The 23,708-nt window shown below is 69.3% G+C and carries 17 protein-coding genes; 9 read left to right on the top strand and 8 right to left on the bottom strand.

Translation table 11 applies throughout. The features are described from left to right. Positions 1 to 1,343, bottom strand: a 1,343-nt coding sequence (gene sufB / locus PKD06_RS12520) for a Fe-S cluster assembly protein SufB (RefSeq protein WP_324380521.1), incomplete at its 3' end; no start/stop codon positions are given. A gap of 51 nt (positions 1,344 to 1,394) precedes the next feature. Then, positions 1,395 to 2,561, bottom strand: a complete 1,167-nt coding sequence (locus PKD06_RS12515) for a cysteine desulfurase family protein (protein ID WP_324380520.1) — start codon at positions 2,559 to 2,561, stop codon at positions 1,395 to 1,397. Positions 2,562 to 2,784: 223 nt separating this feature from the next. Between PKD06_RS12515 and PKD06_RS12510 the strand changes: the two genes are divergently transcribed. Both PKD06_RS12510 and PKD06_RS12505 read left to right on the top strand, forming a co-directional pair. After that, positions 2,785 to 3,441: an alpha/beta hydrolase gene (locus PKD06_RS12510; RefSeq protein WP_324380519.1), complete on the top strand. Its 657-nt coding sequence runs from the start codon at positions 2,785 to 2,787 to the stop codon at positions 3,439 to 3,441. Positions 3,442 to 3,462: 21 nt separating this feature from the next. After that, entirely contained in the window at positions 3,463 to 3,882 is a 420-nt protein-coding gene (locus PKD06_RS12505) for a YbaY family lipoprotein (protein WP_324380518.1), read from the top strand. Positions 3,883 to 3,898: 16 nt separating this feature from the next. On the opposite strand, the gene PKD06_RS12500 is transcribed toward PKD06_RS12505, so the two are convergent. Further along, entirely contained in the window at positions 3,899 to 5,026 is a 1,128-nt protein-coding gene (locus PKD06_RS12500) for an anhydro-N-acetylmuramic acid kinase (protein WP_324380517.1), read from the bottom strand. Between the two features lie 78 nt (positions 5,027 to 5,104). Here PKD06_RS12500 and tyrS point away from each other — a divergent pair, with 78 nt between their 5' ends. Together tyrS and PKD06_RS12490 are read left to right on the top strand one after the other, a co-directional pair. Further along, entirely contained in the window at positions 5,105 to 6,361 is a 1,257-nt protein-coding gene (tyrS, locus tag PKD06_RS12495; RefSeq protein WP_324380516.1) for a tyrosine--tRNA ligase, read from the top strand. A 95-nt stretch (positions 6,362 to 6,456) separates the two neighbouring features. Further along, positions 6,457 to 7,515, top strand: coding sequence for a class I SAM-dependent methyltransferase (locus PKD06_RS12490; RefSeq protein ID WP_324380515.1), 1,059 nt, complete (start codon positions 6,457 to 6,459; stop codon positions 7,513 to 7,515). Between the two features lie 21 nt (positions 7,516 to 7,536). On the opposite strand, the gene PKD06_RS12485 is transcribed toward PKD06_RS12490, so the two are convergent. After that, positions 7,537 to 10,980, bottom strand: coding sequence for an AsmA-like C-terminal region-containing protein (locus PKD06_RS12485; RefSeq protein ID WP_324380514.1), 3,444 nt, complete (start codon positions 10,978 to 10,980; stop codon positions 7,537 to 7,539). 126 nt (positions 10,981 to 11,106) lie between these two features. Here PKD06_RS12485 and PKD06_RS12480 point away from each other — a divergent pair, with 126 nt between their 5' ends. Then, the gene (locus PKD06_RS12480; RefSeq protein WP_324380513.1) at positions 11,107 to 11,571 is read left to right on the top strand and encodes a peroxiredoxin; all 465 of its coding nucleotides are present in this window, start codon (positions 11,107 to 11,109) and stop codon (positions 11,569 to 11,571) included. A 79-nt stretch (positions 11,572 to 11,650) separates the two neighbouring features. Beyond that, the gene (locus PKD06_RS12475; RefSeq protein ID WP_324380512.1) at positions 11,651 to 12,937 is read left to right on the top strand and encodes a M23 family metallopeptidase; all 1,287 of its coding nucleotides are present in this window, start codon (positions 11,651 to 11,653) and stop codon (positions 12,935 to 12,937) included. A gap of 36 nt (positions 12,938 to 12,973) precedes the next feature. On the opposite strand, the gene prfB is transcribed toward PKD06_RS12475, so the two are convergent. From prfB to PKD06_RS12460, 3 genes are all read right to left on the bottom strand, one after another. Continuing rightward, positions 12,974 to 14,102, bottom strand: a protein-coding gene (gene prfB / locus PKD06_RS12470) for a peptide chain release factor 2 (protein ID WP_324380511.1) whose coding sequence is annotated in 2 segments (ribosomal slippage) — positions 12,974 to 14,032 and positions 14,034 to 14,102 — 1,128 coding nt in all. Because the reading frame shifts where the segments join, the coding sequence is not laid out codon by codon here. 94 nt (positions 14,103 to 14,196) lie between these two features. After that, entirely contained in the window at positions 14,197 to 16,644 is a 2,448-nt protein-coding gene (locus tag PKD06_RS12465) for a penicillin-binding protein 1A (protein WP_324380510.1), read from the bottom strand. Positions 16,645 to 16,767: 123 nt separating this feature from the next. Next, positions 16,768 to 17,970, bottom strand: coding sequence for an N-acetylmuramoyl-L-alanine amidase (locus PKD06_RS12460; protein WP_324380509.1), 1,203 nt, complete (start codon positions 17,968 to 17,970; stop codon positions 16,768 to 16,770). Positions 17,971 to 18,568: 598 nt separating this feature from the next. Between PKD06_RS12460 and PKD06_RS12455 the strand changes: the two genes are divergently transcribed. Next, on the top strand, positions 18,569 to 21,400 hold the full coding sequence (locus PKD06_RS12455) for an Rne/Rng family ribonuclease (RefSeq protein ID WP_324380508.1): 2,832 nt from the start codon (positions 18,569 to 18,571) through the stop codon (positions 21,398 to 21,400). Between the two features lie 202 nt (positions 21,401 to 21,602). Here the strand turns inward: PKD06_RS12455 and PKD06_RS12450 are convergent, their stop codons facing one another. After that, positions 21,603 to 22,439 carry an N-acyl homoserine lactonase family protein gene (locus tag PKD06_RS12450; protein WP_324380507.1) on the bottom strand — a complete coding sequence of 279 codons (837 nt, stop codon included), beginning with the start codon at positions 22,437 to 22,439 and terminating at the stop codon, positions 21,603 to 21,605. Positions 22,440 to 22,526: 87 nt separating this feature from the next. Between PKD06_RS12450 and PKD06_RS12445 the strand changes: the two genes are divergently transcribed. Together PKD06_RS12445 and PKD06_RS12440 are read left to right on the top strand one after the other, a co-directional pair. Further along, on the top strand, positions 22,527 to 23,135 hold the full coding sequence (locus tag PKD06_RS12445; RefSeq protein WP_324380506.1) for a TetR/AcrR family transcriptional regulator: 609 nt from the start codon (positions 22,527 to 22,529) through the stop codon (positions 23,133 to 23,135). After that, positions 23,125 to 23,616, top strand: coding sequence for a hypothetical protein (locus PKD06_RS12440; protein WP_324380505.1), 492 nt, complete (start codon positions 23,125 to 23,127; stop codon positions 23,614 to 23,616). The genes PKD06_RS12445 and PKD06_RS12440 overlap by 11 nt, the downstream gene beginning before the upstream one ends. The last annotated feature ends 92 nt before the right edge of the window (positions 23,617 to 23,708 follow it).

Below are 23,708 nucleotides of genomic sequence, written 5' to 3'. Positions count from 1 at the left end.
AGGCCGCGGCTCTGGCAATAGAACATCTGGTCCTCGGAGATCTTCGAGGTCGTGGCCTCGTGCTCGAAGACGGCCGTGGAATTGTTCGATTCGAGATACGGCACCGTATGCGCGCCGCACTTGTCGCCGATCAGGAGCGAGTCGCAGTTCGTGAAGTTGCGCGCGCCCGTGGCCCGGCGATGGGCCGAGATGAGCCCGCGATAGGTGTTGTCCGAGCGCCCGGCCGCGATGCCCTTCGAGATCACCTTGGAGGTCGTGTTCCGGCCCAGATGGATCATCTTGGTGCCGCTATCGACCTGCTGGCGTCCGTTCGAGATCGCGATCGAATAGAACTCGCCGCGCGAATTGTCGCCGCGCAGGATGCAGCTCGGATATTTCCAGGTGATGGCCGAGCCCGTCTCCACCTGCGTCCAGGTGATGACCGAGTTCTTGCCCCGGCAATCGCCGCGCTTGGTGACGAAGTTGTAGATGCCGCCCTTGCCCTCGCTGTCGCCGGGGAACCAGTTCTGGACGGTCGAGTACTTGATCTCGGCATCGTCGAGCGCGATCAGCTCGACCACGGCCGCGTGAAGCTGGTTCTCGTCCCGCTTCGGCGCCGTGCAACCCTCCAGATAGGAGACGTAAGCCCCCTTGTCGGCGATGATCAGCGTGCGCTCGAACTGGCCCGTATTGCGCTCGTTGATGCGGAAATAGGTGGACAGCTCCATCGGGCAGCGCACGCCCGGCGGAATGTAGACGAAGGAGCCGTCCGAGAAGACCGCCGAGTTGAGCGTCGCGAAGAAATTGTCCGTCACCGGCACGACCGAGCCGAGATATTTCCGCACCAGCTCGGGATGCTCGCGGATGGCCTCCGAGATCGGCATGAAGATGACGCCGGCCTTGGCCAGCTCCGCCTTGAAGGTGGTCGCGACCGACACGCTGTCGAAGACCGCGTCCACCGCCACCTTCGAGCCCTGGATGCCCTCCAAAGCCTCGACCTCGCTCAGCGGGATGCCGAGCTTCTTGTAGGTGTCCAGGATCTCGGGCGGCAATTCGTCGAGCGATTTCGGCCCGTCCGCCATGCTCTTCGGCGCGGCGTAGTAATACAGCTCGTCATACTGGATCGGCGGGTAGTCGACCCGCGCCCAGGTCGGCTCCTTCATGGAGCGCCAGCGCCGATAGGCTTCCAGCCGCCATTCGAGCATCCATGCGGGCTCGTTCTTCTTGGCCGAGATGAAGCGGACGATGTCCTCGGAGAGGCCCTTCGGCGCTTTCTCCATCTCGATCTTCGTCTCGAACCCGTATTTGTACTGATCGACATCGATCAACTTCACCTGGTCGATCGTCTCCTGCACGGCAGGCATCGCGTTCTCCCGGGGCCGTCCGCCGGCCCGTTTGCGTCAATCGAAGGCGGGTCACGCCGCGCGCGGCGGTCTCCGCTCATAGAGGCGTTGCATCACGGAGGCGAAGGCGCCGGCGAAGCGCTCCACATCCTCCCGCGTCGAGTTCCAGCCGAGGCTGATCCGAAGCGCCCCGGCAAGGAGCCCCTCGGCCATGCCCATCGCAGCCAGGACATGGGATTTGCCGACCTTGCCCGAGGAGCAGGCCGAGCCGGAGGACACGGCGATGCCGGCGAGGTCGAGCGCCATCAGCGCCGTCTCGGCCTTGAGGCCGGGCACCGCGAAGGCGAGCGTGTTTGGCAGCCGGCACACGCCCGCCCCGAAGATGACGGCATCCGGCGCGAGACGGCGGACGGCACGCTCGGCCGCGTCGCGGAGCGCGCCGAGCCGCACGGCCTGCGACACCATTCCTTTGGCGGCCAGTTCGCAAGCGAGGCCGAAGCCGGCGATGCCGGGCACGTTCTCGGTCCCCGCGCGCAGGCCGCGCTGCTGCCCGCCCCCCAGGACCAGCGGCGCCTCCGGCCCGGCCCGGCCCGGGGCGAGGACGAGCGCGCCGACCCCCATGGGGCCGCCGAGCTTGTGGCCGGAGAGCGACATCGCATCGATGCCGAGTTCCCCGAAGGCGAGCGACACGCGGCCCGCGGCCTGCACCGCATCGACATGCAGGACGGCGCCGGCCTCGCGGACCATCGCGGCGATCGCGCCGACCGGCTGGATGACGCCCGTCTCGCTGTTCGCGGCCTGGATGGAGACCAGAGTCGGCACATCTCCGCCCGCGAGCCGCGAGCGCAGGTCGTCGAGATCGATCCGCCCGCCGGAATCGACGCGGATCGGCGGGGCGATCCGCGCAAAGCGGTGGCCTTCCAGCACCGAGGCATGCTCCGTCGCGCCGACCAGGAGGCGCTCCACCGGGCGCCCGGCGCGGTCGCGCAGCGCGCCCGGCCGCAAGGCCATGGCATTGGCCTCGCTCCCGCCGCTGGTGAAGACGACCGCCTCGGGCGCGACGCCGACGAGTGCACCGACCTGCGCGCGCGCCGCCTCGACGAGCGCACGGGCGCGCCGGCCTTCCCCGTGGACGGAGGACGGATTGCCGACCCCTTCGCTCTCGCGAAGCAGCGCGGCCACCTCCGGCCGGACCGGCGTCGTGGCGTTGTGATCGAGATATGTACGAATCTTACTCACGCGACATGCCGACCCTGCGCCACGGAAGGCTTGCAATCGCCCCCCGCGAACGTGATATCTGCCCTTTCCCGCGGGCCTTGCCCGACCCGTCGAGGTCGGCAAAGCCGCGACCGAGATCTAGTTTAGAATAAATCTAAGCTATTAGAACCATTCTAAGAATAACTAGACGCTGTGCCTTCCCGAAGTCAAGGCCGGGCAGCCCGCGCGATGGAGATCGAGGACCATGCCAGAGGTGGTGTTCACGGGCCCGGCCGGCAGGATCGAGGGGCGTTACCAGCCGGCCAAGCAGAAAGGCGCGCCGATCGCGCTCCTCCTGCATCCACATCCCCAGTTCGGGGGGACGATGAACAATCAGATCGTCTACAACCTGTTCTACGGCTTCCTCAACCGCGGCTTTTCCGCCCTGCGCTTCAATTTCCGCGGCGTCGGCCGCAGCCAGGGCAGCTTCGACCACGGCCCGGGCGAATTGTCCGACGCGGCCGCGGCGCTCGACTGGGCGCAGTCGGTCAATCCCGAGGCGCGCACCTGCTGGGTCGCGGGGGTGTCCTTCGGCGCCTGGATCGGCATGCAGCTTCTCATGCGCCGCCCGGAAATCGAGGGCTTCATCTCGATCGCCGCGCCCGCCAACCGCTTCGACTTCACTTTCCTCGCGCCCTGCCCCTCTTCGGGACTCTTCGTCCACGGCTCGGAGGACCGCGTCGCCCCCCACCGGGAGGTGACCGCGGTGATCGAGAAGGTGAAGACGCAGAAGGGCATCCAGATCGAGCACCAGCTCGTCGAGGGCGCCAATCACTTCTTCGACGGCCGGGTCGAAGCGCTGATGGAGACGGTCGACACCTATCTCGACAAGCGCCTCGGCAAGCGGGAGGAGGCGGCGTAAAGCCGCGGGACCGGAGCGACGATGATCGAACGCAGGACGGCACTCCTTTGCCTCGCCGCGGCCATGGCCAGCCTGTCCGGCCCGGCTTTGGCCGCGACGGCGGTCATTTCCGGCACCGTGACATATCGGGAGCGCGTCGCGCTCCCGCCGGGCGCGCGGCTGGAGGTGAAGCTTCTCGACGTTTCGCTGGCCGACGCCCCCGCGCGGACGCTCGCCGCCACGACCATCCGGCCGCACGGCGGCGTACCGATTCCCTATCGTCTGCGGATTGACCGCTCCCGCATCCGGCCCGGTCACAGCTATGCGCTTCAGGCGCAGATCTTCGTCGGCCGGCAGCTCTGGTTCACGACCACCACCCGGCATGGCGTTTTCGGGGACGGTCCCGACATGACCGACATCATGGTCCAGCGCGTCGCCTCCGCTGCCGGCGGTGCCAGGTAGTCTTCGGCCGTAAAGGCTACGGCTCCGCCAGCACGCCCCCGGAGGTCGGCCGCGGCACGCCCGTCGTCGTCGGGAAGGTGAGGGGCTCGCCCCGACGCGAGAGGACGGCGAGATAGGCGAAAGCTTGCGCCTCCAGGAAAGCGGAAGACCAGCCGACCGAATCCGCCGTCGTGATCTCGACGCGGACATGATGGCGGAGAAGCCGCATCAATTCGCCGTTGCGCGCCCCCCCGCCGGCGACAATCCAGCGCAGAGGCGTCTCGCGGGCATGGTCGAGGGCGCGGGCGGCGGCCTGGGCGGTGAAGGCGGTCAGGGTCGCCGCCCCGTCCTCGGTCGAGAGCTGCCCGGCGAGCTTGTGCGAGAACCAGTTGCGGTCGAGCGATTTCGGCGGCTTCTGCACGAAGAACGGATGCATGAGCAGCCAGGCGAGCAGCGCCCCGTCGGGACGCCCGCGCGCGGCCGTCCGCCCGCCGTCGTCGAGCGCGTGGCCCGTGCGCTCGCGCATCCAGTCGTCGATCAGGGCGTTGCCCGGCCCGGTATCGAAGGCGAGCAGCGAGCGATCGCTGCCGATCAGCGTGACGTTGGCGACCCCGCCGATATTCAGCACTGCGAGCGGCAGGCTGAAGCCGGACGCCTCCGCCAGCGCCCGGTGGAAGACGGGGACGAGGGGTGCCCCCTGACCTCCCGCGGCGACGTCAGCCCCGCGCAGGTCGTGGACGACGGCGATGCCGAGCCGGCTCGCCAGGGCCTGCCCGTCGCCGATCTGCAAGGTGATCCTCTCGGAGGGGCGGTGCAGCACGGTCTGCCCGTGGAAGCCGATCACCTCGATGTCGCGCGAATCAAGCCCCTCGGCGGCGAGGAAGGCTTCGACCGCCTCGGCATGGGCGCGGGTCACGAGCGCCTCGGCCTCGCCGAGGCAGCCCGGCCGCTCGGTCCGGTCGGTCACCGATTCGGCATCGACGAGCGCGCGGCGCAGCAGCGCCCGCTCCTCGTCCGAATAGGGGCGGTATCCAGTCGGCCCGAGCGGCTCGACGAAGCCGTTGTCGCTCTGGGCGACGCGGAGCGCATTCCCCTCCGTGCGGATCAGGGCCACGTCGATGCCGTCCATCGAGGTGCCGCTCATCAGGCCGATCGCGAGCCCCATTCCTCAATCCCCGTCCGGTCCGTCGAATTCCCCGGGCGAAGCTGTTACAGGCTGCGCGCGAAACACGAAACGAACGTCATGACGGGCCCCACCTCAGATTTCCTGCGCGTTCTCTCCGAGCGCGGCTTCATCCATCAGACTTCCGACGCGGAGGGGATCGACGCGCTCGCCCGCGAAGGGCGCCTCGCAACCTATGTCGGCTACGACTGCACCGCGCCATCGCTCCATGTCGGGCATCTCCTCTCGATCATGATGCTGCACTGGCTCCAGGAGACCCGGGCGGGCCGGCCGGTCGTGCTGATGGGCGGGGGCACGACGCGGGTCGGCGACCCCTCGGGACGCGACGCGACGCGGCAGATCCTGACGCCCGCGCAGATCGACGCGAACAAGGAGGGCATCCGGCAGGTTTTCGGCCGCTTCCTGCGCTTCGGCGAGAGCGGCCACGACGCCCTCATGTCCGACAACGCCGAATGGCTGCTGCCGCTGAACTATATCGACTTCCTGCGCGATGTCGGCCGGCATTTCTCGGTCAACCGGATGATGTCGATGGATTCGGTGAAGATGCGGCTCGAGCGCGAGCACGAGCTGTCCTTCATCGAATTCAACTACATGCTGCTCCAGTCCTACGACTTCGTGGAGCTGCACCGCCGTCACGGCGTGCGCATGCAGATGGGCGGCTCCGACCAGTGGGGCAACATCGTCAACGGCATCGATCTCGGCCGCCGCATGGGCACCGAACAACTCTATGCCCTCACCGCCCCGCTCCTCACCACCTCGTCCGGCGCCAAGATGGGCAAGACCGCGGCCGGCGCCGTCTGGCTCGATGCCGGGCACCTCGCCCCTTACGATTACTGGCAATACTGGCGGAACGCCGAGGACGCGGATGTGGGCCGCTTCCTGCGCCTCTTCACCCTCCTGCCCATTGCCGAGATCGCGCGCCTCGAATCCCTGCGGGGACAGGAGATCAACGAGGCCAAGAAGGTGCTCGCCACCGAGGCCACCTCGCTCCTGCACGGGGCGGAGGCCGCCGCCCTCGCCGCCGAGACGGCGGCCCGAACCTTCGAGCAGGGCGAGGCCGCCGCGACGCTGCCCTCCGTCGATTGCCCGCGCGGCGAGATCGAGGCGGGCCTCGCCATCGGCCCCGCTCTCGTGAAGGCGGGCCTCGCGGGCAGCAACGGCGAAGCCCGCCGCGCCATCGCCGGCGGGGCGATCTCGGTCAACGGCGTGAAGGTCGCCGACGAGAAGCGGGTCCTGCGCCCGGACGACCTCTCGCCGCAGAGCACGATCGTCCTGTCCTTCGGCAAGAAGCGCCACGTCCTGCTGCGCGCCGTCTGAGGGAAACGGCATCGGCGTCACGGGACGCCATCAAACAGAAACGCCCTGCGAGTATCGTCCTCTCCGACTGCCTCCTGCCCGGAATGGAGGGTTCGATGACGGAGCCGGATCAACAGAAGCTGGACGCGTTCCTGGGGAAGATGGTCGGCGACCTCGGCGCCGTCGCGACCGGGGCCCTGGTGGTTCTGGGAGATCGCCTGGGACTCTTCGAAGCGATGCGCGGAGGAGCCGAGGTCGGTGCCGCCGACCTTGCGGCACGCACCGGGACGCAGGAGCGCCTCGTCCGCGAGTGGCTCGCCGCCCAGGCCGCCGCCGGCTACGTGGATTATGACGAATCGTCCGACCGCTTCCATCTCAATCCCGAGCAGGAGCAGGTCTTTGCAAACGCGGACAGCCCGGCCTTCATGCTGGGCGCGTTCGAAGTTCTGTCCAGCATGTGGATCGACGAAGGGAAGATCGGGGCGGCCTTCGTCGACGGGAAAGGCGTCGGCTGGCACGAGCGCAGCGCATGCCTCTTCCGCGGCACCGAGCGCTTCTTCCGTCCGAGCTACAACGCCCATCTGATCCAGACTTGGCTTCCGGCCCTGGAGGGAGTCGTCGAGAAGCTTGAACGCGGCGCCGAGGTGGCCGATGTCGGATGCGGATACGGGGCGTCGACCGTGCTCATGGCGCAGGCGTTTCCCAAATCCCGGTTCCACGGCTTCGATTATCACGCGCCCTCCATCAAGCGGGCGCGCGCGACCGCGGAGAAGAGCGGCGCTTCCGCCAACACGGTCTTCGAGGTCGCCTCCGCGAAAAGCTATCCAGGAGCCTACGATCTCGTCGCCTTTTTCGACTGCCTGCACGACATGGGCGATCCGGCGGGCGCATCGGCGCATGTGCATCGGTCGCTGAAGCCGGATGGGACCTGGATGATCGTCGAGCCGTTCGCGCACGATCATCTCGCGGCCAATCTCAATCCGGTCGGGCGCGTCTATTACGCCGCCTCGACGATGATCTGCACGCCAGCCTCCCAAGCGCAGGAGGTTGGGCTCGGGCTCGGGGCGCAAGCCGGCGAGGCGAGGCTGCGTCAGGTCGTGACTTCAGGCGGATTCAAGCGGTTCCGGCGCGTCGCGGAGACGCCGTTCAACATGATCCTGGAGGCCAGGCCATAGGAAGGCTGTAGAGCGAACCGCTCAGCGCGTTCGCCGCCGCGCCGGCGGGCGCTGCTCGGCGGCGACTTCCGGGACCGCCTGTCCGTCGGGCATCATCCATCCGAACAGCTTGCGCAGGATGCCCGGGGCGACCGCCGTCAGCGGATTGACGGTGACGGCGGGGCCCGAGAGGGCGCCGGAGACCCGGAAATCGACGGCGATCAGCCCTTCCGTGCGCCCGCCCCCGAGGATCAGGCCGACCACCGGAAGCTGGCTGAAGGCATTGTTCACCAGATAGGCCGGCACGAAGGTGCCGTTGATGTCGAGCCGGTCGCGGGCCGTGTCGACCCAGCCGGACAGGTTGAAGCCCACCTGCGTCCCGTAGATCACCGCATCGGTATATTCCATCCGCGTGCCGACCCGGCGGAAGGAGGTGGTCAGGCGGGTGAACAGCACCTGGTCGACATCCTGGCGCGCGACCGGCGCGAGGCCCCGCTCCTCCCCGCCCCCGCCCCCCTGCTGCGACTGGCTCACGATGCGCCGCAGGGCCGGCTCGGCGCGCAGGGCGAAATCCTCGATCGTGATCTGGCCCTGCTGCCCCCCCTCGGCCAGCCGGGCCTCGAGGCCGAGCCGGCCTCCGACCATGCGCCGATAGAAATCGAGGAAGCGCAGGATCGCTCCGGCATCCCATGCACGCAGGGACAGGATCGGCGCGCCCCCGTCGCGCTTGGCGACGCTCGCCTCCACGGCGGCGCTGCGGAACTTCCCGCCGAACTGGAGGCTCCGCAACTCGCCGCCGCGGGTGGACGCCTTGGCGGCGACGCTCGTCATCGCCTCGTCGTTGAAGCCGCTGAGGATCGACACGGCGAGATCGATGTCGCTGTCGTGGCTCTCCCTCGCGCCGCCCCTGGCGGACGGCGCCCCGAGCCATTTCAGGAGCGGGCGGGCATCGGCATTGCCCCCGCGGATCGCCACGCGATATCCCGACCCCGCCCGCTCGAGCTGGACCCGCATGTCGTCGCCCGGCGAAAGGCGAAAGCTGGAGAGGTCCGCCCGCTCGATCCCACCGGCGGGGGAGAGGACGAGGCTGCCCTTCATCTGGACGCTGCCGGCGTCGACGGCGAGATCGTGCAGCTCCGTCGAGCCCGTGTCGGCGAGGGTGAAGGCGGCGCGTCCGGGTTTGCCGGCCGGCTTCTGCCATCCCGGCACGAGGCCGTCGATCGCGGCGCGGGAGAGGTCCAGCTCGACGCGCGGCACGGGCTTCGGGCCCAGCGGAACGGATACCTTCACGCCGACCGGCCCCGCGAGGGCGGGGGCGACCGGCAGCGAGCGCCGCGCCCGCCCGGCCTCGTCGAGGACCGCATTGACGGTCAGCTCGCCCCCGCCCGCCTGCGGGGCGCGCAGGGCGAAAGAGGCGGGAGCGCCGCCGATCTTTCCCTCCCCCTTCGCGCTGAAGCCGGAGGCATCCTGAAGCACGGAGAACTGCCCGCCTTCGAGCCGCTCGTGGCCCGGAAGCTTGTCGGCGGAAATGTCGGAGAAGGTGCCGCTGAAGGCGATCCCGAGGTCCCTCAGCGGCGGAATGGCGCCCGGCACCAGCGGCAGCGTCGCCTTGATGTCCACGGCGCCCCGCAAGGTGGCCGGATCGAGGTCCGGCACCCCGGCCTCGCGGATCAGGGGCGAGCGGGCCAGCGAGGCGAGGGCGTCGGCTCCGCCCAGGATGCGGAAGCCGATCCGCGCCGGGCTGCCCTTCCTGTCGAGGCTCGGATGGACATAGCTCGCCTCGGTGAAGGACAGGCGGCGGCCATCGGCCATCTCGATGGCGCCGGCGGCGTCGAGCGAGGCCGTGACGCCCGTGATGTGCCCCTGGACGGCGAGGCCCGTGAGGGGGGGCAGGCCGTCGACGACGTCGAGCCGGGTCTCCGAGGTCGTGAAGGTGAGGTCGAGCGCGCCGTCGGACATCGGATCGTCGTTGAAAACGGTCTTGAAGTCCTTCTGGTCGAGACGCGAGCGCAGGCGGAGGCTGCGCACCGTGCCGCCGGCGAGGCGGGCGGCGAGATAGGCGCGCAGGCCCGGATTGAGGGAATCCGGCCAGAGCCGCACGAGCTTGCGGGCATCGGTATTCGCGGCTTCGAGCTGCCCGGAAAAGACCTGATCGGCGTTGCCGGGAGTGAACACCCCCGACATGGCGAGCTCGACCTCGTCGCCACGGATCGTGAGGCTGTCGAGGCCGATCCGCCCCTCCTCGATCTGCGCCCGCGCCTCGATCGAAGCCAGCCGGAAGGGCGGGCCCGCCGGATCGAGATCGGCCACCGCCGCGTCGCGCCCGTCGAGCGTGAGCCGCCAGTCGCCCTTGGCATCGGCCCCGAGCCGGCCCTTCAGCGCGACCTGCGTTCCCTCGCTGCGGAAGCCCAGGCTGGCAATGTCGAGATTGCGGCCCGCCTCGTCCCAGACGAGGTCGACCGAAGCGTCGTCCAGATGCACGGGAGAGCGGTTCTTGCGCTCGATCCTGCCCGGCGAGGCCCCGAGGCGGGCCTGGAGCCGGGCGAGCCTGTCATGGGCGAAGAACGCGGAGAGGGATCCGCTCAGCTTCACGTTCGAACTCGCCGGCGCCTTGGAGAGGCCGCCGAGGAGCATCAGGTCCGCCACGGGCACCCCGTGGGCCTCGATGAGGGAGGCGTGGCCCTTGGCGCCGCTGACCCGGCCCGCCGCGCGCCAGGCGCCGTGCTGGCCGCGCAGCTCGATCTCGAAGCGGCGATCGGAACCCTCGACCTTCTCGAAGACCGCATCGACCCCGTCGAAGGCCACGCGCTCGCGCCCGTCCGGCCCGACGAGGGTGAGGCCCGCATCGACGAGCACGGCCCGGTCCAGCGCGCCGATGACCCCGGAAGGGGATACGAGAGGGCGAAGCAGCGACATCGCCGCCGTGGACACGATGGAAGGCGGAAGCCGCTCCGCCGCGGCCTGCCCCGTCGGGGCGGGAGCTTCCGCCGCCGGAGGCGCCTCGGATGCCGGATCGACCGGCGTCGAGAAGGACAGCGAGCCGTCGGCCGCGATCACGCCGCGCAGGTGGAGATCGCGCAGCTCGATCTCGCGCGGCGAGAAATCCCCGACGAGAAGCGAGAGCGGATTGAGGCTGACCACCGCATAGGGCGCGCGCACCACCGCGACGCCATGCGAATTGCGGATTTCGAGGCCGTTCGTGCGGATGGCCGGCTTGAGGCCCCGCAATTCGAGCGCCGTCTCCCGGATCGAGACATGCCAGCCGGGCCCGAGGCGGGAGGCGAGCGAGGTCTCGACCCTCGCGACATAGCCGCCGAGATCGATCGGCCCCGAGGCGAGCTTGAGATAGAGCCCGGACACCGCGACCAGGAAAAAGACGGCGAGCGCCGTGGCCGCGATCCCGCAGCGCCCGGCGATTCGGAGCGCTCCCCGCCGGGTCGCCGCGGAACCTTTGCGCGCTGGGGGCAATTTGTCCGTCGCGGTCATCCAGCTCGCACAGATGCGTGGCGGCGGCCGACCGCTCTCGGGTATAGGCGTGGGAACCGCGCACGAACACGCAGTCCCCCGCGCGGCGGATTCTTCAACATCGGCATTCGGACGAAAGGAAGGCGAATGGCGCTCGAAATCGGTTCACCGGCTCCCCTCTTCAGCCTTCCCGGCGCCGATGGTGGGCCGGTCGCGCTATCCTCGTTCGCGGGCCGCAAGCTCGTGCTCTACTTCTACCCGAAGGACGACACCAGCGGCTGCACCCGCGAGGCGAAGGATTTCACGGCTCTGAAGAGCGCCTTCGCGGCGGCCGATACGGACATCGTCGGAATCTCCCCCGATGCTCCCGCATCCAAGGCGAAATTCGCCCGCAAGTACGGCCTGTCCGTCACTCTCGCGGCGGACGAGGAGAAGGAAGCCGCCCGGGCCTATGGCGTCTGGGTCGAGAAGAGCATGTGGGGCCGGCGCTACATGGGAATCGAGCGCAGCACCTTCCTGATCGGCCGCGACGGCACGATCGCGCGGATCTGGCCCAAGGTCTCGGTGGCGGGCCATGCCGAGGAGGTGCTGGCCGCCGCGCAGGCATTGTGACGGCCGCGTCCGGGCCGGTCTTCGCGCTTCCTTAACGCTAACGGCAGCCTAATGCAGGGGTCCCATCTGGCGGCCCCTCATGCCGAATGCTGCTCCCAAAACCTTCGCCCGTCCCCCGGCTCCTCCACCCCCGCCCACGGGCTTCGGCAGGAAGACGGTGATCGCGCTCGGCGCGGCGACGCTCGCGACCACCCTCTGGGGCGGCGCGGCAACCTGGTACATTCTCTGCCGCGACGATTTCGTGCAGACCTTCCTCGCCCGCCAGGCCGAGATGCGCTTCGCCTACGAGGACAAGGTGACCGATCTCAGGAACCGCCTGGAGCGCGAGATCACCTCCGGCCTCGTCGAGCGCAAGGGATTCAACGCGCGGGTCGAGGCGCTGGCCAAGCGGCAAGCGGAAATCGAGGCGCGCCAAGCCTGGCTCTCCAGCCTGACCGAGCGCGTCGGGGGAGCCCCCACGCGTCCCGGCGCGATCGCCGATGCCGGGACGGGGATCCGGCCCGCGGGCCTGCCGGTCGAGACCTTCCCCTCCCCGGCTGCGACCGGATCGATCGCGCCGCGTCCTCCCCTCGACACCAAGCCGACGCCGCTTCCGACCGAGCCCTTCGACCTGCGGCTGCCGGGACGGGAAGGCGAGCAGGCCGCCGCCCGGGTGCCGGACCGGCTGTCCGCGATCGAGGATTCGCTCGGGCGGGTCTCGCGCGCGGCCGTCGCCTCGACCGACTCCCTGCGCCGCCGGGCCCGCGATCGGGCCCTGCTGATCCGGCAGGCGCTCGCGACGGCGCGCATCCCGCTTCCCGCGCCCGCCGCGCCGATGCCGGAGGCCGCCACAGGCGGCCCCTTCATCGCGGCCACGAAAGCCATCGACGCGGCCGCCTTCGCGCCCCTGGTGGCCGGCGCGGAAGGCGCCGTCACCGAGCTGGAGCGGACGAACGCGGCCATCGGTGCCCTCCCCCTCGGCAGGCCGCTTTCCGGGGAACTCGAGCAGACCAGCGGCTTCGGCTACCGGCTCGACCCCTTCAACCGCATGGCCGCCCTTCATAGCGGCATCGATTTCCGGGCTCCCTACGGGGCGCCGGTGCGCGCCACCGCTGCGGGACGCGTGAGCGTGGCCGAGCCGACCGGCGGCTACGGCAACATGGTCGAGATCCAGCACGAAGGCGGCCTTCCGACCCGCTACGGCCATCTCTCGGCGATTTCGGTGGTGGTGGGGCAGCGCGTCGAGGCGGGGCAGGTGGTCGGACGCGCCGGCTCGACCGGCCGCTCCACCGGAAACCACCTCCACTACGAGACGCGCATCGACGGCGAGCCGGTCAATCCGGCCCGCTTCCTCGAGGCGGGCCGGCTCCTCGCCGCCGTGCAGTAGCGGATCGGCGGCCGAACCGATTGATCGGATTTCGTATCAGTCGATATCCTCGACCTCCGCGCCGCCGCCATAGACGCGCTGGGCGAGAGCCGCCTCCATGAAGGAATCGAGGTCGCCGTCGAGCACATCCGAGGGCGTCGTCGAGGTCACGCCCGTGCGCAGGTCCTTCACGAGCTGATAGGGCTGGAGGACGTAGGAACGGATCTGGTGGCCCCAGCCGATATCGGTCTTGGCGGCCTGCTCGGCATTCGCCTTCTCCTCGCGCTTCTTCAGCTCCGCCTCGTAGAGGCGGGCGCGGAGCATGTTCCAGGCCGTCGCACGGTTCTTGTGCTGCGAACGCTCCTGCTGGCAGGCGACGACGATGCCGGAGGGGATATGCGTGATGCGCACCGCCGAATCGGTCGTGTTGACGTGCTGCCCGCCCGCGCCCGACGAGCGATAGGTGTCGATGCGGCAGTCCGATTCCTTGATGTCGATCTGGATGCGGTCGTCCACGACCGGATAGACCCACACCGAGGCGAAGCTCGTATGCCGGCGGGCATTGGAATCGAAAGGTGAGATCCGCACGAGGCGGTGCACACCCGACTCGGTCTTCAGCCAGCCATAGGCGTTGTGCCCCTTCAGGAGGAAGGTCACGCCCTTGATGCCGGCCTCCTCGCCGTCCTGCTGCTCCAGAAGATCGACCTTGAAGCCGTGCTTCTCGCCCCAGCGCGCATACATGCGCGCCAGCATCTGCGCCCAGTCCTGGCTCTCGGTGCCGCCCGCGCCCGAATGCACTTCGAGATAGGTGTCGTTGGCATCGGCCTCGCCGGAGAGCAGCGTCTCGACCTGCCGGCGCGCGGCCTCGGCCTGGGCCCGGCGGATCGTCTCCTCGCCCTCGGCGATCGACGCTTCGTCGCTTTCAGCCTCGCCCAGCTCGATCAGGGTCGCGCCGTCATCGAGGTCGCCCTCGATCTTGCGGATGGCCGCGACCGATTCGTCGAGCGCATTGCGCTCGCGCATCACGGCCTGGGCCGCGGCGGGATCGTTCCAGAGATCGGGATCCTCGGATCGCGCGTTCAGCTCGCCGAGGCGGCGGTCGACTGTATCCCAGTCAAAGATGCCTCCTCAGCAATCCCACGGATTGCTTGGCGGCTTCGAGGAGCGATTGGATTTCGGCGCGCATGTCGGATGGGAATCGGCTGTCGCGGTGCAGTTAGAGCATGCCGCGGAAAACCGGAAGGCCCCGCGGCGCATCCGCCGCGGGGCCTTCGAACAGCCTACCAGAGGCCGAAGCCGGAGCCGCCGCCGTCTCCGCCGCCTCCCCCGCCGCCGCCGGCTGCGGGCGATGCCTGGGCCGAAGGACCGGGATTGGGCGGGGCGACATAGCCGTCGGGCGGCGCCGTGCCCGGCTTGAAGGCTTCCAGGATCGTGCCCCCGCCCTCGCCGCCGGCGCGGGTGCCGCTCGCCAGGGAGACGCGGATCAGCTTGATTCCCGGCGGCACGCGGAAGGGGGTCGGCGGCTTGTCCTTCAGCGCCACCCGCATGAAGTCGCCGAAAATCGGCGCCGCGTAATGGCCCGCCTGCGCGTTGGCGCCAAGCGAGCGCGGCTTGTCGTAGCCGATATAGAGGCCGACCGCGAGATCGGGAGAGAAGCCCACGAACCAGAGGTCCTTGGCGTCGTTGGTCGTGCCCGTCTTGCCGGCCATCGGCCTGCCGTCGACCATCGCCTTGACGCGGGCCGCCGTGCCGCGCGTGACGACCCCCTCGAGGATCGAGACCATCTGGTAGGCGGTCAGCGGGTCGAGCACCTGCTCGCGCTTGTCGACGATCTTCGGCTCGTCCTGGTTCGTCCAGCTATCGGCCGCGCAGCCGATGCACTGGCGGTCGTCATGCCGGTAGATGGTCGCGCCCGTGCGGTCCTGGATGCGGTCGATCAGGGTCGGCTTGATGCGCTTGCCGCCATTGGCGAGGATCGAATAGGCCGTGACCATGCGCATGACGGTGGTCTCGCCGGCGCCGAGCGACATCGGCAGGACCGGGAGCAGGTCGTCATAGACGCCGAAGCGGCGGGCATATTCCGCGATGAGCGGCATGCCGACCTCGCGTGCGAGGCGCACCGTCATCAGGTTCTTCGACTTCTCGATCCCGTAGCGGAGCGTATGAGGGCCGGTCGATTCGCCGCCGTAGTTCTTGGGGGTCCAGCTCTCCCCGCCGGATTCGATCGTGATCGGAGCATCATCGATGATGGAGGAGGGCGTGTAGCCGTTGTCGAGCGCCGTCGCGTAGACGATCGGCTTGAAGGACGAGCCGGGCTGGCGCATCGCCTGGGTGGCGCGGTTGAACTCGCTCTGGTCATAGGAGAAGCCGCCGACCATGGCGTGGACACGGCCCGTGAAGGGATCCATGGCGACGAGGGCGCCGGAGATCTCCGGGAGCTGGCGCAGCCGGTAGCTGCCGGGCTTGGCCGCCATGGGCTCGACGTAGATCACGTCGCCGACCTGGAGGGCGCCCGAGACCGAGCGTCCGGTCCAGCGCACGCCCTCGGGCGGGATCGTGCCGATCTCGCGCTCCCGGGAGACGCCCTGGCCCGCCTCGCGCTTCGGCTGGATGCCGATGCGGGCCTGGCCGCCGGAGGTGTCGAGCACGACCGCGAGCTTCCAGGGCTGGATGTCGTTGAGGGCGGCGACCTCCGCGAGCGCGGTTCCCCATTCGCGCCCGGCGAGGTTGATGTTGCCCTGGGCGCCGCGCCAGCCATGCGCCTCGTCGAACTTGATCAGGCCGTCGACGAGCGCCTTGCGCGCCATGGCCTGCATCTTGGGATCGAGCGTCGCGCGCACCGAGAGGCCGCCCTCGTAGAGGGCCTTCTCGCCGTAGCGGTCGCCGATCTCGCGGCGGACCTCCTCGGCGAAGAAGCCGGAGGCGATCTGGTTCGGGGACTGGACGCGGAAATTGATGCCGAGCGGCTGGCTCTTGCCCTTCTCGGCCTCTTCCTTGGTGATGTAGCCGTTCTGCGCCATGAGATCGAGGATCTCGTTGCGGCGGCTGATCGCCTCGGCCGTCTTGCGGAACGGATGGTAGTTGTTCGGGCCCTTGGGCAGGGCCGCGAGATAGGCGGCCTCGGCCGGGGTCAGCTCGTGGACCGACTTGTTGAAATATTCGAGCGCGGCCGCGGCGACGCCGTGCACGTTGCGGCCCGGAATGAGCGTGCCGAGGAAGATCTCGTTCAAGTAAAGCTCGAGGATCCGGTCCTTGGAGAAGGCCGATTCGATGCGGAGCGCCAGCAGCGCTTCCTTGATCTTGCGCTCGAGCGTCTGCTCGTTCGAGAGCAGGAAGTTCTTCGCCACCTGCTGGGTGATGGTCGAGGCGCCCTGCTTCTTGCCCGAGCGGAAATTGGTCAGCGCCGCGCGCACGACGCCCTGCGGGTCGATGCCGCTATGCTTGTAGAAGTTCTTGTCCTCGGCCGACAGGAAGGCGCCGATGACGAGCTTGGGCACGGCCTGGATGGGCAGGTAGAGCCGGCGCTCGCGCGCATATTCGGCGAGCAGGCTGCCGTCGGCGGCGTGCACGCGCGTCGTCACGGGCGGCTCGTAATTGGCGAGCGCCGCATGGTCGGGGAGCCCCTGGCTGAACTTCCAGAGGAAATAGCCCGCGCCTCCGCCCGCGATCAGGAACGCGATGGCTCCGATCGAGAACAAGAAGCCGAAGAACCGTAGAACGAAACGCATCCGCTCGCTTTCCAGACTGAATGCCGGCCGGCCGATCGGCCCCGCCGGGCATTCCTCGCCCACATCTCGCTCACGCCGAACATGCGCGATGGCGGCAATCGATGCAGCTCTTCGACACGGTTTCTATGGTGAAACTGCGGCACGCTCCGCGAGCCGCGGCCCGAAAAATCGCTCGACCGTCGCCGCCATAGCCGCGGCCGCACGCCCGCGCCAGTCGTCGGAAAGCAACAGGCTCGCATCCTTCACGTTCGACAGATAGCCCAGCTCGACGAGGACGGAGGTCATGTCGGGCGCCCGCAGCACCCGGAATCCGGCCTCGCGGTGCGGCTGGGGCGAGAAGCGCATCACCTCGGCGAGGCCGCTGCGGATCTGGCCTGCGAAGCGATGTGACAATCCGCGCGTCTCGCGCAGGGTCAGGTCCTGGAGGATCGTCGAGACCCCGGCCCGGATCTCGGAGGGGACGTGGCCGCCCTTCGCGTCGGCGGCGTTCTCGCGCTCGGCGAGCCGCGCCGATTCGACGTCGGTCGCCCGCTCGGCGCCGGTATAGACGGTCGCGCCCCGGCCCGCGGGATTCGACATCGAGTCGCCGTGGATCGAGACGAAGAGGTCCGCGCCCGCCCGGCGGGCCATCCGCACCCGCTCGTCCAGCGGAACGAAGACGTCGCCGTCCCGCGTCATCATCACCCGCACGCGGCCGGAGGCGACGAGCGCGTCGCGGAGCGCGCGCGCAAAGGCCAGCACGACGTCCTTCTCGTAATCTCCCGTGGTGGCGATGGCGCCCGAATCCACCCCGCCGTGGCCCGCATCGATGGCGACAAGGGGCATCGCGCCCGGGCGCGATGCCGGGGCGATCGAGCCGGTCGCCTCCGGTTCGCGCAGAGGCGCCCGCGCCTCGCGCCGGAAGCTGTCCCGGTCGGCGGCCGCCAGCTCGATGACGAGATGCTTCACGTCCGCCACCGGGCCCGGCTCCCAGTCCAGCTTCGAGACGGTCGCGGGCCCGGAAAGGTCGAGGATCAGCCGCGTGCGGCCGAGCGCGAAGAGACCGCAGCGAAAGGCGGCGACGAGTCCGACCCGCTTGCGCGCGGCGGCAGGCAGCCGGCAATGAAGCCCCGGCAATTCGACCACCACCCTGTCCGGGGCTTCCAGCAGGAAGCTCGACGCCTCGGTCTCGCGCGAGGTGACGAGGACAAGCCGCGTGCGGTCCCCCACCGCCTCGAGCGTCGCCTCGACGGCCACGGCCGGCGGCGCGACCGCCTCCGCGGGCCGGGCCGCGGAGGCGGCGAGAAGGAGGAGAAGGCCCGCGATCCGGGCGACGAGACGCGGCATCGGCTGCGGGCTTTGGTGAGGTCGCCGCCCGAGCATGGGGAGACTTGGTTAATGGGAGCTTTCCGCGGCCCTCCCCCCCTCGGAGCGACGCCGATCCGGGCCGCGCGAAAGCGCCATCTTGTCAAACGGGCCCATGGCTCTGTAATGGAACGGTCACCCGGTGCGGATCGATGCCCGGACGAGGCGCCGCCCAACGGCGCTGGGCCGAAACCCATCCCTTGCCGATCCAAGCCTGGTCCCGATCGATTCCGCAGCCCGTCTGCGGTTCCAACCCGCGCCGCCCCGGCGCGCCAGACGAAGGACAGCCGATGGGAGCTCCGACGGAACCAGCCTCGCCGCTGCCCGTCGGCACGCTCGCCGCGCGCGCTTTTTACCCGCCGGTCCGTTCGCCCCTCGCACGCTTTTCCGGCGGCGGGATGACGGCCGCCACGTTTTCCATCCCCCGGTTTTCCGTCCCCCATGTGCCCTTCGGGCACCTCACCAACCCTCGCGCCCTCCGAATCCTGCGGCCAGGAGCCGCCCGCCCGGTCGATCCGGGATGCGGCGACGGCCCGGCGGAATCTCGCCCGCGGCGCGAATCGACCTTCGAGAGTTCCCCATGGCCAACAAGATGCTCATCGACTCCTCCCATCCGGAGGAGACCCGCGTCGTCGTAACCCGGGCCGGCAAGGTCGAGGAATTCGATTTCGAATCGGCCAACCGCCGCCAGTTGCGAGGAAACATCTACCTGGCCAAGGTGACGCGCGTGGAGCCGTCGCTCCAGGCCGCCTTCGTCGAATATGGCGGCAACCGCCACGGCTTCCTCGCCTTCAGCGAAATCCACCCGGATTACTACCAGATTCCGGTCGCCGACCGGCAGGCGCTCCTGGAGGCCGACGAGCAGGAGGAGCGCGAGGCCGAGGAGCGCGAGGAACGCCGCGGCGGCCGCCGCCGGCGCCGCTCGCAGCGCCGCCATCGCAGCCGGGAGGAGACCGTCTCGGCCCCCGTCGAGGCCGGGGAAGCCGAGCCGGGCGAAGCCTTCTCGGTCGAGGAGGCGGAGCTGTCCGTCGGCGAGGCGCCCGAGACGGCGTTCCAGGGTGAGTCCGTCGAATCGCCCGCTCTCGACGCCCCGCAGGAGGAAGGCCCCGCCGGAGACGACGCCGCCGAGGCGGAAGCGGCTGCCTCTTCCGGGGAGCAGGCGCCCGAGCATTCCGCACCGGACCTCGTGGCGAACGTCGCTTCCCATGAGGAGCCGGAACTTCCCCCGGCCGAGCCGGCCGCCTCGCAGGAGGAGGCTCCCCTGGAGCTTTCCCCGGCGCAGGAAGAGGCTTTCGGCGAAGGGAACGTCGAGAGGTCGGAGCCGGTCGAGTTCGTCGCCGAGTTCGCCGAGGCCGTCATCGTCGAGGACGAGGCGCCGGAAGAAGCCGAATCGCGCCGCGACGACCGTCCGGCCGAGGAGGAAGACGAAGACGAAGACGAAGAAGATGAAGGCGAGGACGAAGACGACGAGGACGAAGACGAGCACGACGAGGAGGACGAGGACGAGCAGGTCGAGGCCGTCGGGGGCGCCGACGCTCTCGAGGAGGTCCCCGAGCGCCGCCGCACTCATCGCCGCCAGTACAAGATCCAGGAGGTCATCAAGCGCCGCCAGATCCTGCTCGTCCAGGTCGTCAAGGAGGAGCGCGGCAACAAGGGCGCGGCCCTCACCACCTACCTGTCCATGGCGGGCCGCTATTCCGTGCTGATGCCCAATACGGGCAAGGGCGGCGGCATCTCGCGCAAGATCACCTCGGCCGAGGATCGCAAGCGTCTCAAGGAGATCGTAGGCGAGCTCGACGTGCCGGAGGGCATGGGGATCATCCTGCGCACGGCCGGCGCCTCGCGCACCAAGCAGGAGATCAAGCGCGACTACGAATACCTGATGCGGCTCTGGGAGAGCGTGCGCGAGCTGACGCTCGAAAGCACGGCCCCAGCCCTCGTCTACGAGGAGGGCTCGCTCATCAAGCGCGCCATCCGCGACCTCTACAACAAGGACATCGACGATGTGATCGTCGCGGGCGAGGAGGGCTATCGCGAGGCCAAGGACTTCATGTCCATGATCATGCCCTCGCAGGCCCGGGCCGTGCGGCCCTATCGCGAGCCGCAGGCGCTGTTCGCGCAATTCGGCGTCGAGGCCCAGCTCGATGCCATGTTCTCGAACCAGGTGACGCTGAAATCGGGCGGCTATCTGATCATCAACCCGACCGAGGCGCTCGTCTCCATCGACGTGAATTCGGGCCGCGCCACGCGCGAGCACAATATCGAGGACACCGCCCTCAAGACCAATCTCGAGGCGGCCGAGGAGATCGCCCGCCAGCTCCGCCTGCGCGACCTCGCCGGCCTCATCGTGATCGACTTCATCGACATGGAGGAGAAGCGCAACAACCGCGCCGTCGAGAAGAAGCTGAAGGAGTGCCTGAAGAACGACCGCGCCCGCATCCAGATCGGCCGCATCTCGCTCTTCGGCCTCCTGGAGATGTCGCGCCAGCGCATTCGCACGGGGGTTCTGGAATCCTCTTCCGTCCCCTGCCGGCATTGCGGGGGGACGGGCTTCGTGCGGGCCGTGCCGTCGGTCGCCCTGCAGGTCCTGCGCTCGGTCGAGGAGGCGCTGCTGCGCTCCTGTGGGCATAACCTCGTCGTGCGCACGCGCACCGAGGTTGCCTTCTACATCCTCAACCAGAAGCGCGCGCATCTCTCGCAGATCGAATCGCGGTTCGGCGTCGCCGTGATGGTCGCGGCCGACGAGAGCCTCGCCGGCACGACCACCTTCTCCATCGAGCGCGGCACCCCGGCCCAGGCCCTTCCCCGCCCGACCGCGACCGGCATCAGGGTCGATTCCATCACGCCTGTGGACGAACCGATCGAGGTCGATCCCACGGCGGAATTCGAGCGGGAGGAAGAGGAGCGCCAGGAACGCCCCTCCGCGGAGCGCGCCTCCTCTCCCGAGCAGGCCGAGGAGAGCGACGAGGGCGGGGAGGAGAACGGCCGCCGTCGCCGTCGCCGCCGCCGCCGCCGCCGCGATCGGGACGGCGACACGGCGCGGGCCGAGGGCGCGGATGCGGCCGAGGACGACGCCGAAGAGGGTGACGAGGAAGCGGCGGGTCTCCCGGAGAATCCTGCCGTCGAGGCGGCCGGGCAGGCCGAAGAGGAAAGCCCGGCACCTGCCGTGAGCGAGCCCCCGCCGCCCGCCGAGGCCGTTCTTCCCGAAGCCGGGACGGCAGAACCTGCTGAAGCGGCGGCGCCTGCCGAAGCGGCGGAACCCGCCCCGGTCGAGGAGAACCCGGAGCCGGCTTCCTCCGAGGCGGAACCGGAAGCGGCGCCCGAGCCCGAGCCCGTAGCGATCGTCCTCACGCCTCCCGACCCGACCCGGCCGAAGCGCGGCGGCTGGTGGTCGAAGGCCAAGAGCGCCTAAGCAAGAGCGCCTGGGGCGAGCCCCTTCCCCGTTTCACGGGCAAGGCGATCGCAGATAGCGTTGGCAGCTTGCAGGTGAACCCTCCCCCGCTTCGCGGGGGAGGGTTCAAGCGCGAACCGTCGAGGCCATATGCGGTGGCCCTCCCGTGAAACGGGGAAAGAGACCGCCCGAAGAGCGGTGGCGGGAGCCTGCGCGCTTCGGCTCAGGAGAAGACAACCTTTCCGGCCAGCCGGGCGGGGCCGTCCGGGTCGTGGGCGGGCAGGATGATCGTGGGCTGGTTGGCCGCGAAAGCCTTGATGGCGCGCAGGGTCGCAAGCGCCGTCGCCGGATCATTGGTGACGCCGTCGGTGCGGTCGGCCCGCAGGTTGTCCTGGGAATAGGTCGCGTCGCCCGCGAGAAAATAGGTGACGTCGTCGTCCCGGACGACGACCGCGCAATGCCCCCGGACATGGCCGGGCGTCGGTACCATTGCGATCCTGCCGTCCCGGGTCAGGGGATAGGAGCCCGGGAACGGGCCGATCGGCGCCCCGTCCGGCACCACCAGCTCGGGGTCGAGCCAGACGGGCCAGCGCTGCGGCAGGCAGCCCATCATCATGCCCCTGAGGCCAGTCGAGACGGCATGGTTCTCGCGCGGGCCGATGATCCTCGTATGCGGAAAGTGATCGAGCCCGCCGGTATGGTCGTGGTGGAAATGGGTGAGGACCACCGCGGCGATGTCGCGGGCCGGATCGATCCCCATGTCGCGCAGGCGCGGCCCGATCTCCTCCTCCGGCGCGACACGGATCGAGACCTGCCGGTAGAACGGATTCCAGCCGGGAAGATAGCCCGGCACGGAATTGCGCCAGGTGTCACCCGTATCCACCAGGAACCGTCCCTCCGGGTGCTCGATCAGGAAGGCCAGGATGGGCAGGGGCTCCACCCATTCGGGATCCCGGAAGATGTCGATCTTGCGCCCGAGCGGGCCGCGCCCCTCGCGCCCCGCCCGCTGGGCGGTCTTCATGCGGGCCTTGCCGGTCTCGATGGCGGTCACCTTGATCATGGCCGACTCCATAAAACGAACGTCCGTTCTCTTATGCGCCGCATGCCGGCGCTTGTAAAGAACGGTCGTTCGTTTTATTATTTTGCCATGCCGAAGATTTCCGACGAGAAGCGCGCCGCCCGCAGGCTCCAGATCCTCGAGGCGGCCTGGACCTGCTTTCAGAAGCAGGGCCTGCACGCCACCACCATGAGCGACATCATCGTGGCCTCGAAGCTCTCGGCGGGCGCGGTCTATTCCTATTTCCCCAGCAAGGAGGAGCTGATCCTCGCCGCGGTAACGACATCGCTCAGCGGCCTTGGGGAGCGGGTCGCGCCGATCTTCGCGGCCCCCTTGCCGCCGGAGCGCTTCATCGAGGCTGTCGCGGAGGCCGTGGCCCGCTTCACCGCACGCGAGGGATACGACCTGCGGCGCCTCGCCCTGCTGGGCTGGAGCGAAGCCCAGCGCAACGAGCACCTGCGGGAAGTGATGCGGGGCTATTACCTGGAATTCCGCGCCCGGCTCGCCGACGCGGTCCGGCGCTGGAAGCAGACGGGCGAGATGCGGGAGACCGCCTCCGAGAACGACGTGGCGAAGGTGATGCTGGCGACAATCCTTGGCTTCGTGGTGCAGTCGGCGATCCTGGGGGACGTCGCGCCGAAGGATCTCGCGCGGGGCCTGCGTGACATCGTGCGAAGCGAGGACGCCGATGGACGATGATGCCGCCGGCCGCCCCGCAAGGAACCATGCACCCTATTTCCTGCTGCTGGGGGTTCAGACCCTTGCCGCCTGCGTGCTGTTCCTGGCCATGTTCCCGCTCTTCCAGCAGATCGTCGCGCAATCGGGAAAGCCGCAGCCGCTGCATGCCTCGACGGTGATCACCTCGATGGCGGCGGCGCTCGCCATGCAAGCCTGCTACTGGACGCGCTATCGCCGCGTGCCGGTGCGGGCGCCCGTCCACGGCGCGGCGATCGGCCATCTCTTGCTGTTCGCCAGCCGCGTCAGCTTCTTCTTTTCCGGCGCGGTGTTCTCGGCGATCTTCTTCCGCCACGTCCCGCAACTCGAGGCCCTGCCGCCGGCGGGACAAGGCGTCGCGAAGGCGATGTGGGTCCTGGCCCTTCTCTTCGCCTCGTTCTGCTATTCCCTCGAACTCGAGCGCCTCGGCCCCGCCATCGAGGACGGAGGCAGGCGGGCGGCCTGAAGGCGCCGGACGGACATGCTGCGAAGCGGCGGCCGGATGGCGCGGCCTACGGGAGTCGAACCCGTCTTCCCAGCGTGAAAGGCTGGTGTCCT

The sequence above is a fragment of the Enterovirga sp. genome (assembly GCF_035325185.1).
Taxonomy (GTDB): Bacteria; Pseudomonadota; Alphaproteobacteria; order Rhizobiales; family Beijerinckiaceae; genus Enterovirga.
The sequence above is the reverse complement of the archived record's forward strand: the minus strand, read 5'-3'. Positions and strand labels throughout refer to the sequence as shown.